General features: G+C 74.1%; 10 protein-coding genes and 1 pseudogene (1 of these 11 cut by a window edge). 6 read left to right on the forward strand and 5 right to left on the reverse strand.

Annotation, left to right across the window (positions count from 1 at the left end):
- Positions 1 to 5 precede the first annotated feature (5 nt).
- The 3 genes from QHG49_RS29250 to QHG49_RS29260 are packed head-to-tail and all read left to right on the forward strand — an operon-like array spanning position 6 to position 4,743.
- The gene (locus tag QHG49_RS29250) at positions 6 to 401 is read left to right on the forward strand and encodes a DUF742 domain-containing protein (RefSeq protein WP_145490077.1); all 396 of its coding nucleotides are present in this window, start codon (positions 6 to 8) and stop codon (positions 399 to 401) included.
- 24 nt (positions 402 to 425) lie between these two features.
- Positions 426 to 4,157, forward strand: coding sequence for a hydantoinase B/oxoprolinase family protein (locus QHG49_RS29255; protein WP_301491837.1), 3,732 nt, complete (start codon positions 426 to 428; stop codon positions 4,155 to 4,157).
- Positions 4,138 to 4,743 carry an ATP/GTP-binding protein gene (locus tag QHG49_RS29260; RefSeq protein WP_145490071.1) on the forward strand — a complete coding sequence of 202 codons (606 nt, stop codon included), beginning with the start codon at positions 4,138 to 4,140 and terminating at the stop codon, positions 4,741 to 4,743. Before QHG49_RS29255 ends, QHG49_RS29260 begins: the two co-directional genes overlap by 20 nt.
- Positions 4,744 to 4,824: 81 nt before the next feature.
- On the opposite strand, the pseudogene QHG49_RS29265 reads toward QHG49_RS29260, so the two are convergent.
- The 3 genes and pseudogenes from QHG49_RS29265 to QHG49_RS29275 form a co-directional block, all read right to left on the reverse strand.
- Positions 4,825 to 4,998, reverse strand: a pseudogene (locus QHG49_RS29265) (GGDEF domain-containing protein); the annotation flags it as partial.
- Positions 4,999 to 5,025: 27 nt separating this feature from the next.
- Positions 5,026 to 6,216 (reverse strand): lipid-transfer protein, encoded by a 1,191-nt coding sequence (locus tag QHG49_RS29270; protein WP_301491838.1) that lies wholly within the window; start codon positions 6,214 to 6,216, stop codon positions 5,026 to 5,028.
- Complete coding sequence (locus QHG49_RS29275; protein WP_159707957.1) at positions 6,213 to 6,641, reverse strand: Zn-ribbon domain-containing OB-fold protein; 429 nt, start codon at positions 6,639 to 6,641, stop codon at positions 6,213 to 6,215. The genes QHG49_RS29270 and QHG49_RS29275 overlap by 4 nt, the downstream gene beginning before the upstream one ends.
- Positions 6,642 to 6,806: 165 nt before the next feature.
- Here QHG49_RS29275 and QHG49_RS29280 point away from each other — a divergent pair, with 165 nt between their 5' ends.
- A complete protein-coding gene (locus tag QHG49_RS29280; protein ID WP_145490068.1) occupies positions 6,807 to 7,340 on the forward strand; it encodes an NUDIX domain-containing protein in 534 nt (177 codons plus the stop codon).
- Between the two features lie 570 nt (positions 7,341 to 7,910).
- Here the strand turns inward: QHG49_RS29280 and QHG49_RS29285 are convergent.
- A complete protein-coding gene (locus tag QHG49_RS29285) occupies positions 7,911 to 10,259 on the reverse strand; it encodes a glycoside hydrolase family 31 protein (protein ID WP_301491839.1) in 2,349 nt (782 codons plus the stop codon).
- 212 nt (positions 10,260 to 10,471) lie between these two features.
- Between QHG49_RS29285 and QHG49_RS29290 the strand changes: the two genes are divergently transcribed.
- Positions 10,472 to 12,439 (forward strand): acetoacetate--CoA ligase, encoded by a 1,968-nt coding sequence (locus tag QHG49_RS29290; RefSeq protein ID WP_301491840.1) that lies wholly within the window; start codon positions 10,472 to 10,474, stop codon positions 12,437 to 12,439.
- A 166-nt stretch (positions 12,440 to 12,605) separates the two neighbouring features.
- Positions 12,606 to 13,499: a hypothetical protein gene (locus tag QHG49_RS29295; RefSeq protein WP_159699464.1), complete on the forward strand. Its 894-nt coding sequence runs from the start codon at positions 12,606 to 12,608 to the stop codon at positions 13,497 to 13,499.
- A gap of 111 nt (positions 13,500 to 13,610) precedes the next feature.
- Here QHG49_RS29295 and ptsP read toward each other — a convergent pair whose 3' ends face one another.
- On the reverse strand, positions 13,611 to 14,837 hold the 3' portion of the coding sequence (gene ptsP, locus QHG49_RS29300; RefSeq protein WP_301491841.1) for a phosphoenolpyruvate--protein phosphotransferase. The gene runs 444 nt beyond the window's last position; the window shows 1,227 of its 1,671 coding nt (coding positions 445-1,671); its start codon lies off the right edge, out of view — the gene reads right to left on this strand; it ends in the stop codon at positions 13,611 to 13,613.

A 14,837-nucleotide genomic window follows, 5' to 3' on the forward strand; every position in this document is an offset into this window, starting at 1 on the left:
ATGGCATGAGCGAAGACGGTCAGGTGAGCAGCCACTGGTTCGACGACGACGCCGGACCGGTCGTCCGTCCCTACGCCATGACGCGCGGCCGTACGACCAGTACGGCCCAGCACCGCCTCGATCTGATCGCGGTGGTCGTCACGGAGCCCGCCGCCGACGACCCGGAGACGGATCCGACGCTCTCCCCCGAGCACGTGGACATCGTGGGCCTGTGCCGCAGCGCCCCGCAGTCGGTCGCCGAGCTGGCCGCGGAACTCGACCTGCCCATCGGCGTCGTCCGGGTCCTGGTCGGCGACCTGGTGCACGCGGAACTCGTCCATGTCACCCGGCCGGTGCCCCCGGCCGAACTGCCGGACGAGAGTATTCTGCGCGACGTGATCAACGGCCTGCGGGCGCTGTGACCGGCGCGGAAGCGGAGTACTGACGTGACAGGCTGGCAGTTCTGGGTCGACCGAGGCGGCACCTTCACCGATATCGTCGCGCGTCGCCCGGACGGCCGCCTGCTCACGCGCAAGGTGCTCTCCGACCACCCGGCCCAGCCCGGGCCCGGACCGGACGACGGCCCCGGCATCCCAGGCGACGGCCACCACCCCGATGCCGCCGTCACCGGCATCCGCGCCCTCCTCGGCGACTCCCCGGACCCCGTCGAGGCCGTCCGCATGGGCACCACCGTCGCCACCAACGCGCTCCTGGAGCGCACCGGCGAACCCACCCTCCTGGTCATCACCCGAGGCTTCCGCGACGCCCTGCGCATCGCCTACCAGAACCGGCCGCGCATCTTCGCCCGCCGCATCGACCTGCCCGAACCGCTCTACGCCCGGGTGATCGAGGCCGACGAACGCATCGCCGCCGACGGCACCGTGCTGCGCGCCCCCGACCTGGACGCGCTCGCGCCCGCCCTCCAAGAGGCGTACGACGACGGGATCCGCGCCGTCGCCGTCGTCTGCCTGCACAGCCACCTGCACCCCGCCCACGAACGGGCCATCGGCGAACTCGCCGCCCGCACCGGCTTCCCGCAGATCTCCCTGTCCAGCGAGGTCAGCCCGCTGATGAAGCTGGTCCCGCGCGGCGACACCGCCGTGGCCGACGCCTACCTCTCACCGGTGCTGCACCGCTACGTCCGCCAGGTGGCCGACGAACTGCGCGGGGTGCGGCTGATGTTCATGCAGTCCAACGGCGGGCTCACCGAGGCGGGGCAGTTCCGCGGCAAGGACGCCATCCTGTCCGGACCGGCCGGCGGCATCGTCGGCATGGCCCGGATGTCCCAGCGCGCGGGCTTCGACCGGGTCATCGGCTTCGACATGGGCGGCACCTCCACCGATGTCTCGCACTTCGCCGGCGCCTATGAGCGGGTCTTCGACACCCAGGTCGCGGGCGTGCGGCTGCGCGCCCCGATGCTCGACATCCACACCGTGGCCGCGGGCGGCGGTTCCGTGCTCCACTTCGACGGCTCCCGCTACCGCGTCGGCCCCGACTCGGCCGGCGCCGCCCCCGGCCCCGCCTGCTACCGGGCCGGCGGGCCGCTCACCGTCACCGACGCCAATGTGATGCTCGGCCGGATCCAGCCCGCCCACTTCCCGGCCGTGTTCGGGCCCGGCGGCGACCAGCGGCCGGACGCCGGACTCGTCCGCGACCGGTTCACCGATCTCGCCCGCGAGATCCACCGGGTCACCGGCGACGACCGCACCCCCGAACAGGTGGCCGAGGGCTATCTGGACGTCGCCGTCGCGAACATCGCCAACGCGATCAAGCGGATCTCCGTCCAGAAGGGGCACGACGTCACCCGCTACGCGCTGACCACCTTCGGCGGCGCGGGCGGCCAGCACGCGTGCCGGGTCGCCGAGTCGCTCGGCATCCGCACCGTCCTCGTACCTCCCATGGCCGGGTTCCTCTCCGCGCTCGGCATCGGACTCGCCGACACCACCGCCATGCGCGAACAGTCGGTCGAGGCCCCCCTGGAGCAGGCCGCCATGCCCGGCATCCGCGAGGCCGCCGCCGATCTGGAGGCCGCCGCCCGCGCCGAACTCACGGCCGAGGACATCCCCGAGGACCGTATCCGGGTCACCCACCGCGCCCAGCTCCGCTACGACGGCACCGACACCGCCCTCACCGTCGAACTGGCCGAACCCGAGGCCATGCGCGACGCGTTCGAGGAGCGCCATCGCGCCACCTACTCCTTCGTCCTCGACCGCCCGATCGTCGTGGAAGCCCTCTCCGCCGAGGCCACCGGCATCACCGCACCCCCCGATCTGACCGCCCTCGCCCCGTACGAGGGAAGGCCCGCCGCGCCCGGGTCCGTCCGCCTGCACACCGGCGGCTCCTGGCGCGACGTACCCCTGCACCGCCGCGAGGCCCTTCCTCCCGGCGAGACCGTGACCGGCCCGGCGATCATCACCGAGGCCGGTGCGACGACCGTCGTGGACGACGGCTGGCGGGCCGCGGCCACCGACGACGGGCATCTGCTCATGGAACGCAGCGCGGTCACACAGAGTTCCCGTCTGAGCACGGAAGCCGATCCGGTTCTCCTGGAGGTCTTCAACAACCTCTTCATGTCGATCGCCGAACAGATGGGCGCCCGGCTGGAGTCCACCGCCCAGTCCGTCAACATCAAGGAACGCCTCGACTTCTCCTGCGCCCTGTTCGACCCGGACGGCAACCTGGTGGCCAACGCCCCCCACATCCCCGTCCACCTGGGTTCCATGGGCACCAGCGTCAAGGAGGTCATCCGCCGCCGGGGTGACGCGATGCGGCCGGGCGACACCTATGCCGTCAACGACCCGTACCACGGCGGCACCCATCTGCCCGACGTCACCGTGATCACCCCGGTCTTCGACACCGACGCCCCGGGCACCGACGTCCCGGACACCGATGCTTCGGCCGCCGACGCCCCGGCGGGCCCGGGGACCCGGCCCCGGATCCTCTTCCACGTCGCCTCCCGCGGCCACCACGCCGAGATCGGCGGCATCGCCCCCGGCTCCATGCCCGCGCACAGCCGCACCATCGAGGAGGAAGGCGTCCTCTTCGACAACTGGCCGCTGGCCGAGGGCGGCCGCTTCCGCGAGGAGGAGACCCGGCGCCTGCTCACCGAGGCCCCCTACCCCTCCCGCAACCCCCGCACCAACCTCGCCGACCTGCGCGCCCAGATCGCCGCCAACCAGAAGGGCGTCGACGAAGTCCGCCGCATGATCGACGAGTTCGGCCTCGATGTCGTACAGGCCTACATGCGGCACGTCCAGGACAACGCGGAGGAAGCGGTCCGCCGCGTCATCGACGCCCTGGACGACGGCGAGTACGCCTACGAGACCGACGCGGGCGCCGTCGTCCGCGTCCGGGTCCGCGTCCGGCGGGCCGAGCGCCGCGCCACCATCGACTTCACCGGCACCTCCGCGCAGCTCCCCACCAACTTCAACGCCCCCTTCGCCGTCGTCAACGCGGCCGTCCTGTACGTCTTCCGCACCCTGGTCGCCGACGACATCCCGCTCAACGACGGCTGCCTGCGCCCCCTGGACATCGTCGTACCGCCCGGCTCGCTGCTCGCCCCCGAGCCCCCGGCCGCCGTCGTCGCGGGCAACGTGGAGACCTCCCAGGCCATCACCGGCGCCCTGTACGCGGCGCTCGGCGTCCAGGCCGAGGGCTCCGGCACGATGAACAACGTCACCTTCGGCAACGAACGGCACCAGTACTACGAGACCGTCGCCTCCGGATCCGGCGCGGGCGACGGCTTCCCCGGCGCCGACGTCGTACAGACCCATATGACCAACTCCCGGCTCACCGACCCCGAGATCCTGGAGTGGCGACTGCCCGTCCGCCTGGAGGAGTTCGCCGTCCGGCACGGCAGCGGCGGCGCCGGCACCTGGCGCGGCGGCGACGGCGCGGTCCGCCGTATCCGGTTCCTGGAACCCATGACCGTCTCCACCCTCTCCCAGCACCGCCGCGTGCCCCCGTACGGCATGGCGGGCGGCGCCCCCGGAGCGCTCGGCGCGAACCGTGTCGAACGGGCCGACGGCAGCGTCACCGATCTCGGCGGCAGCGGTTCCACCGACGTCGGCCCCGGCGACCTACTCGTCATCAAAACCCCCGGTGGCGGCGGCTACGGCCGGCCGTCGCCCGAACCCCGGCAAGCAGGAGAAGTGAACGATGGTCCTCGGGCGTCCTGAGCACGGCAATTTCCCGGTCGAGCCCGTCACGCTCAAGATCCTGGTGGCGGGCGGCTTCGGCGTGGGCAAGACCACCCTGGTCGGCGCGATCAGCGAGATCCGCCCGCTGCGCACCGAGGAGCAGCTCACCGAGGCCGGGCGCCCCGTCGACGACACCAGCGGGGTGGAGGCCAAGAGCACCACCACCGTCGCCATGGACTTCGGCCGGATCACCCTGCGCGAGGACCTGGTGCTGTACCTGTTCGGCACACCCGGGCAGGAGCGGTTCTGGTTCATGTGGGACGAGCTGTCCGAGGGCGCGCTCGGCGCCGTCGTGCTCGCCGACACCCGCCGCCTGGAGGACTGCTTCGCCGCCGTCGACTACTTCGAGCGGCGCTCCATACCCTTCCTGGTCGCCGTCAACTGCTTCGACGGCGCCGCCCGTTACCCCGCCGACTCGGTCCGCCGGGCGCTCGACCTGGACCCCGGGGTGCCCGTGGTGCTGTGCGACGCCCGCGACCGGGAGTCGGCCAAGGACGTGCTCATCGACCTCATCGAGCACGCCATGCGCTACACGGCGGACCACCGCCAGCCGGTCGGCAGCTGAGCAGAGCGGGGCCCAAGCCGCCTGCGCCGAGCGGCCGTTCACCCCTGCGGCCCGACGGCCGCCGCCCGCACCGGAGCCACCGCCCCGCCGTACCTCATGGCCGGTCAGCCCCGCGCGGCCGAGCACCCGGCTCGCCCCGCCGAGCGCCTCGGCCGCCTGCTTCAGCGGGGCCAGCCGGGCGGCGGCCCGGCGGTGGTCGCGCGCGCTGCCCGGACCGCACACCACGGTCGCCGGCGACAGCGTGACCGGCCGCCCGAGGTCCGCGAGCCGTGCGACGCCCCCTCACCGCACCACCACCACGGCCGAACCGTGCCCGAAAAGCCCCTGGTTGGCGGTGATGCCCACCCGCGCGCCCCCGATCTGCCGCTCGCCCGCCGTGCCCCGCAACTGCCAGGCCAGCTCGCAGACCTGGGCGATGGCCTGGGCCGGGACCGCCTCACCGAAGGAGGCGAGCCCGCCGCTGGCGTTGACGGGGATCCGGCCGCCCGGCGCCGTCGCGCCCTCGCGCAGCAGCCTCGCCCCCTCGCCCGCGCCGCACAGCCCCAGATCCTCGTACCACTGCAACTCCAGCGCGGTGGACAGGTCGTACACCTCCGCCAGGTCCAGATCCCCGGGGCCGAGGCCGGCCTCCTCGTAGGCGGCGCGGGCGAGAGAGGCGCGGAAGGTCTCCTCCGGGGGCGGCACCGCGACCGCCGGGTCGGTGGCGATGTCCGGCAGGTCGAGCACCGGGTTCGGGAAGCGGGGCGTCACCGTGGACACCGCGCGGATCCGCACCGGCCGCGCGGCGCCGTGCCGGCGCGCGAACTCCAGGGAGGACAGCACCAGGGCGGCACCGCCGTCGGAGGTGGCGCAGATGTCCAGCAGCCGCAGCGGATCGGCGACCACCGCGGAGGCGGCGACCTCCTCGGCGGTGACCCGCCTGCGGTAACGGGCGTACGGATTCAGCGCGCCCATGGCGGCGTTCTTCACCTTGACCAGCGCGAAGTCCTCCGGTGTGTCGCCGTGCACCGCCATCCGGCGGCGCGCGTACAGCCCGAAGTACGCCGGGTTGGTGGCGCCCAGCAGCCGGAAGCGCAGCCAGTCGGGGTCGTCGGGCCGGTCGCCGCCCGCGGGCCGGAAGAAGCCCTTGGGCGCCGCGTCCGCGCCCACCACGAGCACCACGTCGGCGAGGCGGGCGAGGATCTGCGCCCGCGCCGCGGCGATCGCCTGCGCCCCCGACGCGCAGGCCGCGTACACGCTGGTGACCCGGGCGCCCTGCCAGCCCAGCGCCCGGGCGTACGACGCCCCCGCCACGTACCCTGGATAGCCGCCGCGCACCGTGTCCGCGCCGACGACGGCGCCCACGTCCCGCCAGTCGACACCGGCGTCCGCGAGCGCCGCGCGGGCCGCCGCGGCGCCGTACTCCACGAAGCCGCGCCCCCACTTGCCCCAGGGGTGCATGCCCGCGCCGAGCACGGCGACGTCCCCCGTCACGACGTCACCTCCGTCGGCCGCCAGTTCCACGTCGCCGTCGGTTCCGTCCCGCCGTCGCCGTGGAGCACGCCCTCGACGGCCTCCACCTCCATCCCCACGGCCAGATCGGCGACGGTGATCCCGGGGGCCGCCTGCCCCAGCACCACGATCCGCTCGGCCGCCAGCTCCACCGCGATCAACGCGTACGGCTCCCAGGGGAGTTCCGCGTCGCTCAGGAAGGGGGCCGGAGGGCGGTACCGGGTGTCGGTGTACGACCAGACGCGCCCCGTCCGGGACAGCGGGGTCTCCTCCAGGGCGCCGCCCGCGCAGTGCGGATTGCGGCAGTGGACGTCCTCGCGCGGGAAGAAGACCGAGGCGCAGGACGAGCAGCGGGTGCCGAGGAGCCGGAAACCGGCCCCCTCGCCGGTGAACCAGCCGGTGATCACGGGTGTCCTGGCGTACGGCAAAGCCCCTCCCGGCACAGCGGATCGAACGAAGCTGACGGAGCGTCAGGAGTGTCGCACGCCCGGCCGGAAAAGGGCAGACCGTGTCCGTACCGGACAACACCGCGTACGGAAGACGCGCTTCCCGTGATCGGATACAGTCCGCGCGTGTCCGAGAATCAGCAACCTCTTGCCAACTCCGTGCCGGGATCGCACTGTTCCGCCTGCGGGGCGCCCTATGGGGAGGGCGTCACCGGCTGGCCGCGCACCTGCCCGTCCTGCGGCACGGTCGCCTACCGCAACCCGCTGCCCGTGGCGATCGCGCTCCAGCCCGTGTACGACGCCGAGGGCACCGCCCTGGTCGTCATCACCCGGACCATCGCCCCCGCCCGCGGCGGCACGGCGCTGCCCGGCGGTTACGTGGACGACCGCGAGGACTGGAAGCAGGCCGTGGTCCGCGAACTCAGGGAGGAGACCGGTATCGACGCCGCCGCCCGCGACGTCCGCCTCGTCGACGCCATGAGCTCACCCGACGGACACCTGCTCCTCTTCGGTCTCCTCCCCGAACGCCCGGCCGACGTCCTTCCCCCGCCCGTCCCCACCTCCGAGACCGAGGGCTGGCACCTCCTGCGCCGCCCCGGGGAACTCGCCTTCCCCCTCCACAGCGCCGCGGCCCGGGCCTGGTTCGAGGGCCGCTACTGACCCACCGACCGAGCCGGGCGTCCCCGAGTGCCCGGCTCACCCGGCGCCCCCGCACCCCCGGCCCTCCGCGCACTCCCGCCCCACCCGGCCGCTCCGACCCGCCTCCCCTCCGCTCCGACCCCTGACCCACGCGCCGCCCTGTCCCACCGCCCCCGCAACACTCGCCTCACCCGTCCCGCCTCGCCCCTGGCCGAGCCCGGACTCACGCGCCGCGCACTCCCGGCTCATCCGGCTGCCTCCCGCACCCGCTTCGCCCGGGCGTCCGGCCCACCCGGCCTCGCACATTCGTCCAGCCGATCAGGGTCCTGCACCCACCCGGCCCACTGGTCCTACAACGCCCGGCTTACCGGCCCCGCGACGCTCGCCTCACCGGCGCCGCGACGCTCGCCTCACCGGCCCCGCAGCGATCGCCTCACCCGAGCCGCCTCACCGGTCCGCCCCGCCTCCGACCCAGCCCGGCCCCACCCGCCGCGCACTCCCCGCTCACCCGCGCACCACCCGCGTCCGCCCACCCGCGGGCCCACCCACACCCGCCCCACCCACACACCCACCTCCACCACCCCTCCCGCCCTAGCCCAGCCCCCTCACCCGTACCGGCCACGCCGGCTCGCTCGCCCCGGTCTCGCCCTCTCGCGTGACGATCACCTTCCCGCCCAGGTGGCGGGCCGCATAGCGTTCTATCTCCGGTATCTCCCAGCCGTCGCCCGCGTCCCGGATCACCAGGCCGCCGCCGGTCCGGCCGGGGCCCGGGGCCCAGGTCTCCAGTTCGAGGCCGTCGTCGCCGCGCACGGGCAGCACCGCGCCCGCCCGGGCGAACACCGGTATCCGGGACAGTGGCGCGTCCACCAGGACCTGGCCGGGGCCCTCGTAGGCCCGTTCCGTCGTCGTGTCGTACCAGCGCCCCCGCGGCAGCCGCACCACCCGCCGGTCCGCGCCCGGGTCGAGCACCGGTGCCACCAGCAGGCCGTCACCCAGCAGAAACGTGTCCTCGCAGTCGCGCAGCTCCCGGTCCTCCGGCGCGCTCCACCACACCGGCCGCACATAGGGCGCGCCGGTGCGCCGGGCCAGCTGGGAGAGCGTCACGAAGTACGGCAGCAGCCGCCGGCGTTCGAGCAGCGCCGCCCGCGCGTGCTCCAGCACCTCCGCACCGAACTCCCACGGCTCACGCCGCCCGGCCCGGGGGCTCGCCCGCGTGCGGAACAGCGGGAGATACGCCCCGAGTTGGAGCCACCGCAGATACAGCTCCGCCGACGGGCTGCCGTCGAAGCCGCCGGCATCGGGGCCCGAGTACGGCACCCCGCACAGCCCGAGCCCCAGCACCAGCGACAGGGACGCCCGCAGCCCCGGCCAGCCCGTCGCCACCTCGCCCGACCAGGTGCCGCCGTACCGCTGCATCCCCGCCCAGCCCGACCGCGAGAACAGGAACGGCCGCTCCTGGGGCGCCAGTTCCCGCAGCCCCTCGTACCCCGCGCGCGCCATGCACAGCCCGTACACGTTGTGCGCCTCCCGATGGTCCCCGCCGCGCCCCTCCAGCGCGTGCCGGGCCGAGCGCGGCAGCGTCGGCTCGCCGAAGGCGTGGAAGGACACCGGCTCGTTCATGTCGTGCCAGAACCCGGCGAACCCCTGCTCCAGCCGCTCCTCGTACAGCCCGCCCCACCACTGACGCACCCGCGGACGCGTGAAGTCCGGGTACACGGACTCACCGGCCCGCCCCACCCCCCGTACCGGCCGCCCCGAGGCGTCCCGCACGAACGCGTCCACCGCCGTACCGCCGTCGTACACCGCGTCACCCGGCGCCGCCCGCACCGCCGGATCGACGACCGAGACCAGCCGGATCCCGTCCCGGCGCAGCTCCTCCGCGAGCACCGGCAGCTTCGGGAACCGCTCCCGGTCCACGGTGAAGACCCGGTGGCCGTCGTGGTGGTCGACGTCCAGATGCACGGCGTCCAGCGGCAGCCCGCGCTCCTGATAGCCCGCGACGGTCCGGCGCACCTCCTGCTCACCGCCGAACCCCCGCCCCGCGTGCTGATGACCGAGCGCCCAGGCCGGCGGCAGCGCGGGCGCCCCCGTCAGCGAGGCCCAGGTGAGCAGCACCCGCGCCGGCGGGCCCACCATCACCCAGCAGCGCAGCGGTCCGCCGTCCATCCGCAGCTCGCAGCGCCCCGCCCGGTCGTGCCCGGACCCAGCGCCCTCCTCGCCCTCGCGCAGCACCACCGTGCCGTCCCACGTGGTGTCGTAGAACATCAGGTGCGTCCCCGCGTCCGCCACCACCAGCTGCACCGGCATGGTCAGATACAGCGGATCGTCACCCGGTTCGAACGAACCGCCGGGATCGGTGTTCCACAGCCGGTACGACCCGTCGCGCAGCCGGGGCCCGGACGCGCGCCCGCCGAGCCCGAAGAACCGGGCGTCCGCCGCCACCTCCGAACGCAGCATCCACCGCGCCCCGCCCCCGCCGGCCGGCTCCCACCAGCGCGGCGGCAGCTCCCGGCGCAGCACCACACCACCAGGCGTGCACACCTCCACCACACCGCGCCGCGAGACCACGACCGTCACCCGCTCGGCCACCACCCGCCAGCCGCCGTCCTTGTCCGGCTCCAGGACCGCCCGCGGATCCGGCTCGGGACCGCTCCCCGCCAGCGCGTACGACGGCTGCGGCGCCGCCCCGTCCCAGCCCCAGAACACCGCGCCGTTCGCCGCGACCATGACCCGCAGCTCCGAACGGCCGAACCGGATCACCCCACCGCCGGGCCCCGGCTCCGCACACTCCACCTGCCCGGGCACCCGCGCCCGCTCCACCCCCCGCCGGGGCAGTCCGGCAGCGTCGATCCGCCGTCTGCGCCACGCCGCCCGCACCCCCCGGGCAGCCCGTCCCGAACCGATCACACGCATCGAACGCACCAGGTCACGACCGTCCATGCTGCTCACCCTGCCACCGCGCGCCCCGCGCGCGTGCGCCGTTCAATTTCCGTTCACCTCTGCCGGACCCGCCGTTTCACCGGACGGATGATATGAAGCTCACCCTGGTGCGGAAGTCGATCACATGGCATCGTCCCTGTCAGCCGCGTCACGCGCACACCCAGCCGTGCGCGGACCGACGCACACGACGCGTACAGCCCGGGAGCCGCCCCATGTCGACCGCGAACCCCCAGCCGCTCTGGCAGCCCGATCCCACGCGGATCGCCCAGGCACGCATCACCGCGTTCCAGGCGTGGGCCGCCGCCCACCACGGGGCCCCGGCCGACGGCGGCTACGCCGCGCTGCACCGCTGGTCCGTCGACCACCTGGACGCCTTCTGGAAGGCCGTCGCCGAGTGGTTCGACGTCCGCTTCGCCACCCCGTACACCCAGGTCCTCGGCGACCGCGCGATGCCCGGCGCCCAGTGGTTCCCCGGCGCCACCCTCAACTACGCCGAGCACGCCCTGCGCGCGGCCGAGGACCGCCCCGACCAGCCCGCGCTGCTGCACGTGGACGAGACCCACGAGCCGCGTCCCGTCACCTGGGCCGAACTGCGCGGCCAGGTCGGCTCGCTCGCCGCCGAACTGCGCGCCCTCGGCGTACGCCCCGGCGACCGCGTCAGCGGCTACCTGCCCAACATCCCGCAGGCCGTCGTCGCCCTCCTCGCCACCGCCGCCGTCGGCGCCGTATGGACCTCCTGCGCCCCCGACTTCGGCGCCCGCAGCGTCCTCGACCGCTTCCAGCAGGTCGAACCCGTCGTCCTGTTCACCGTCGACGGCTACCGCTACGGCGGCAAGGAGCACGACCGCCGCGAGACCGTCGCCGAGCTGCGCCGCGAACTGCCCACCCTGCGCGCCGTGGTGCACATCCCGCTGCTCGGCACCGAGGCACCCGAGGGCGCCCTCGAATGGTCCGCCGTGACCTCCGGCGACACCGCGCCCGTCTTCGAACAGGTCCCCTTCGACCATCCGCTGTGGGTGCTCTACTCCTCCGGTACGACCGGCCTGCCCAAGGCCATCGTCCAGTCCCAGGGCGGCATCCTGGTCGAACACCTCAAGCAGCTGGGCCTGCACTGCGACCTCGGCCCCGAGGACCGCTTCTTCTGGTACACCTCGACCGGCTGGATGATGTGGAACTTCCTCGTCTCCGGCCTGCTCACGGGTACGACGATCGTCCTCTACGACGGCAGCCCCGGCTACCCCGACACCGGCGCCCAGTGGAAGGTCGCCGAACGCACCGGGGCCACCCTGTACGGCACCTCCGCCGCCTATGTCATGGCCTGCCGCAAGGCCGACGTCCACCCGTCCCGCGACTACGACGTCTCCCGCGTCAAGTGCGTCGCCACCACCGGCTCCCCGCTGCCGCCCGACGGCTTCCGCTGGCTGCACGACGAGGTCGGCGCGGACCTGTGGATCGCCTCCGTCAGCGGCGGCACCGACGTCTGCTCCTGCTTCGCGGGCGGCGTACCCACCCTGCCCGTGTACACCGGCGAACTCCAGGCCGCCGCCCTCGGCACCGACCTCCAGGCATGGGACCCCGCGGGCAAGCCCCTCGTGGACGAGGTGGGCGAACTCGTCGTCACCCAGCCCATGCCGTCCATGCCGACCCGCTTCTGGAACGACCCCGACGGCAGCCGGTACCACGACAGCTACTTCGACACCTACCCCGGCGTCTGGCGCCACGGCGACTGGATCACCCGCACCGGGCGCGGCACCGTGATCATCCACGGCCGCTCCGACTCCACCCTCAACCGGCAGGGCGTCCGCATGGGCTCCGCCGACATCTACGAGGTGGTCGAGCGCCTGCCCGAGATCAAGGAATCCCTGGTCATCGGCATCGAACAGCCCGACGGCGGCTACTGGATGCCGCTGTTCGTGCACCTCGCCCCGGGCGCGAGCCTGGACGACGCGCTGCTCGACAAGGTCAAGCGGGCCATCCGCGAACAGCTCTCGCCGCGCCACATCCCCGACGAGATCATCGAGGTGCCCGGCGTCCCGCACACCCTCACCGGCAAGCGCATCGAGGTCCCGGTCAAGCGCCTCCTCCAGGGCACCCCGCTGGAGAAGGCGGTCAACCCCGGCTCCATCGACGACCTCACGCTGCTCTCCTTCTACGAGGAACTGGCCCGCAAGCGCGGCTGACGCCCCGACCCGTGTGCCCACGGCCCCGGACCCTGCCGCGACGGCGGGGTCCGGGGCCGTCGGCATCCCCAGGGAAATCGCAGGTCAGGGCGCTCCCGCCCGGCATTGTCAGTGCCGACGGTTACGGTGAGTGAGCATTGATCGACCGCGCACACATGGGGGAAACATGGCGCACACCGACGACCGGACCATGCGCAGCGTCCTGCGCCGCGAGATCGCCGGCACCATCGGCCTGCTCGCCGACGAACACGACTTCCGCGCCATGCGGCGCTACCGCAGCTTCACCTTCGACGACCACCCGACCTACCTCCGGCAGGTCGAGGACGTGCTCAAGAAGCGCGCCGCGTACGGCGGTCACACCACCCTCGCCCTGTTCGACCCCGAGGACTACGCCGCCTACTGCGCCGAGACCGGCCTGAACCCCGACCTGCCCGCCACCCGCACCCGCTTCACCGCCGAACTCGCCGCCACCGGACCCACCGTCCCCTACGACGGCGGCCCGCTCACCGCACTCGTCCCCACCCTCGTCGACGCGGCCGTGCGCCGGGCCACCTGGGAGTACGCCACCACCCTGCTGACCCGCCTCGGCCCCTGCCCCACCTGCGGCGAGGACATCGGCCGGGCCGCCTTCACCCGCGCCTTTGACCTCGTGGTCCGCATCCTCGACACCGCGCCGCCCGGCGACCGCCACCTCGTGTGCACCGTCATGGGAGCACCGGAGACCCTCGTCTCCGTCCTGCACGGCGACGAGGACGCCCACGGCGCCGCCCGCCTGGACGAGGCCGAGGCCCTGGAGTTCACCAGCGTCCTCGCCCTGGGCCTCGCCACCCGCAGCCCCGGCGGACTCGTCCTGCGCACCAGCGCCCCCGGCGCGGCGGACCGCGTCCACGGCTGGCGGCTGCGCGCCGGCACCCTCGAACCCCTCACCGCGGCCGAGGTGTTCGACGCGTACTGCACCGACGCCGACTCCGGCGACCTCATCGCCCCGGAACCCGGCGTCGACTACTGCGCGCCACCGGACCTGGGGGAGGGGACCACCGCACCGGACCACCGCCACTGACCGACCACACCACATCGGACACCCCGGACAGGAAGCCAGGGGACGCGCGTAGGGGCGCCCCACCCGAAGGCGGGACGCCCCTGCGCGCCACGGCCACCGGCCGCCCTGCGACTACTCGCCGGACAGCACGGCCTGGGCCGCGCTCCGCGCCTCCTCGGCACTGTCCGCCGCCCGCGCCGCCGCCGCGGCCCGCTCGCACTGCGCCAGCGTGAACTTCGCCAGCGTCGCCCGGACATAGGGCAGCGACGCCGCACCCATGGACAGGGAGGTGACACCCAGACCGGTCAGCACACAGGCCAGCAGCGGATCGGACGCCGCCTCACCGCACACCCCGCAGCTCCTGCCCTCGGCACGGGCCGCCTCCGCGGCCAGCGCCACCAGGTCCAGCAGCGCCGGCTGCCACGGGTCCTGCAACCGCGACACCGCGCCCACCTGCCGGTCCGCCGCGAACGTGTACTGCGCGAGGTCATTGGTGCCCAGCGACAGGAACTCGACCTCCTGGAGGATCGACCGCGCCCGCAGCGCCGCCGACGGGATCTCCACCATGGCCCCGAACTTCGCCCGCAGCCCCGCCGCCCGGCAGGCGTCCGCGAACGCCCTCGCGTCCGCGCGGTCCGCCACCATGGGGGCCATCACCTCAAGGTGGACCGGCAGCCCCTCGGCGGCCTTCGCCAGCGCGCTCAGCTGGGTGCGCAGGACGTCCGGATGGTCCAGCAGCGTCCGCAGCCCCCGCACGCCCAGCGCCGGGTTCGGCTCGTCCGCCGGGGTCAGGAAGGCCAGCGGCTTGTCCGCGCCCGCGTCCAGCACCCGTACGACCACCCGGCCCTCGGGGAACGCCTCCAGCACCTGCCGGTAGGCCGCGATCTGCTTCTCCTCGGACGGAGCGTTCTCACTGTCGTCCAGGAACAGGAACTCGGTACGGAACAGACCGACACCCTCGGCCCCGGCCGCCACCGCCGCCGGTACATCCGCGGGCCCGCCCACATTGGCCAGCAGCGGCACCTTGTGCCCGTCCGCCGTCGCACCGGGACCGGTCGAGGCGGCCAGCGCGGCCCGGCGCGCGGCAGCCGCCGCCGTCAGCTCCGCCTTGCGCTCCTCGCTCGGGTGCACGAACACCTCACCGGTGCTGCCGTCCACCGCGACCACCGTGCCCTCGCCCAGCTCCACCGCGCCCGGCAGCGCCACCACGGCCGGCACCCCGAGGGCCCGCGCCAGGATCGCGCTGTGACTGGTGGGACCGCCCTCCTCGGTCACGAAGCCGAGCACCAGGGAGGGGTCGAGCAGCGCCGTGTCGGCGGGCGCGAGGTCGCGCGCCACCAGTACATAGGGGTGGTCGCT

Origin of the sequence: Streptomyces sp. WP-1, assembly GCF_030450125.1 — a bacterium.
Taxonomy (GTDB): Bacteria; Actinomycetota; Actinomycetes; order Streptomycetales; family Streptomycetaceae; genus Streptomyces; species Streptomyces incarnatus.

Excerpts from the sequence above, each read along its gene's own strand:
- QHG49_RS29295 (WP_159699464.1), top strand. The coding sequence starts at position 12,606 with ATGGCGCACACCGACGACCGGACCATGCGCAGCGTCCTGCGCCGCGAG.
- QHG49_RS29290 (WP_301491840.1), top strand. The coding sequence starts at position 10,472 with ATGTCGACCGCGAACCCCCAGCCGCTCTGGCAGCCCGATCCCACGCGG.
- QHG49_RS29250 (WP_145490077.1), top strand. The coding sequence starts at position 6 with ATGAGCGAAGACGGTCAGGTGAGCAGCCACTGGTTCGACGACGACGCC.
- QHG49_RS29260 (WP_145490071.1), top strand. The coding sequence starts at position 4,138 with ATGGTCCTCGGGCGTCCTGAGCACGGCAATTTCCCGGTCGAGCCCGTC.
- QHG49_RS29285 (WP_301491839.1), bottom strand. The coding sequence starts at position 10,259 with ATGGACGGTCGTGACCTGGTGCGTTCGATGCGTGTGATCGGTTCGGGA.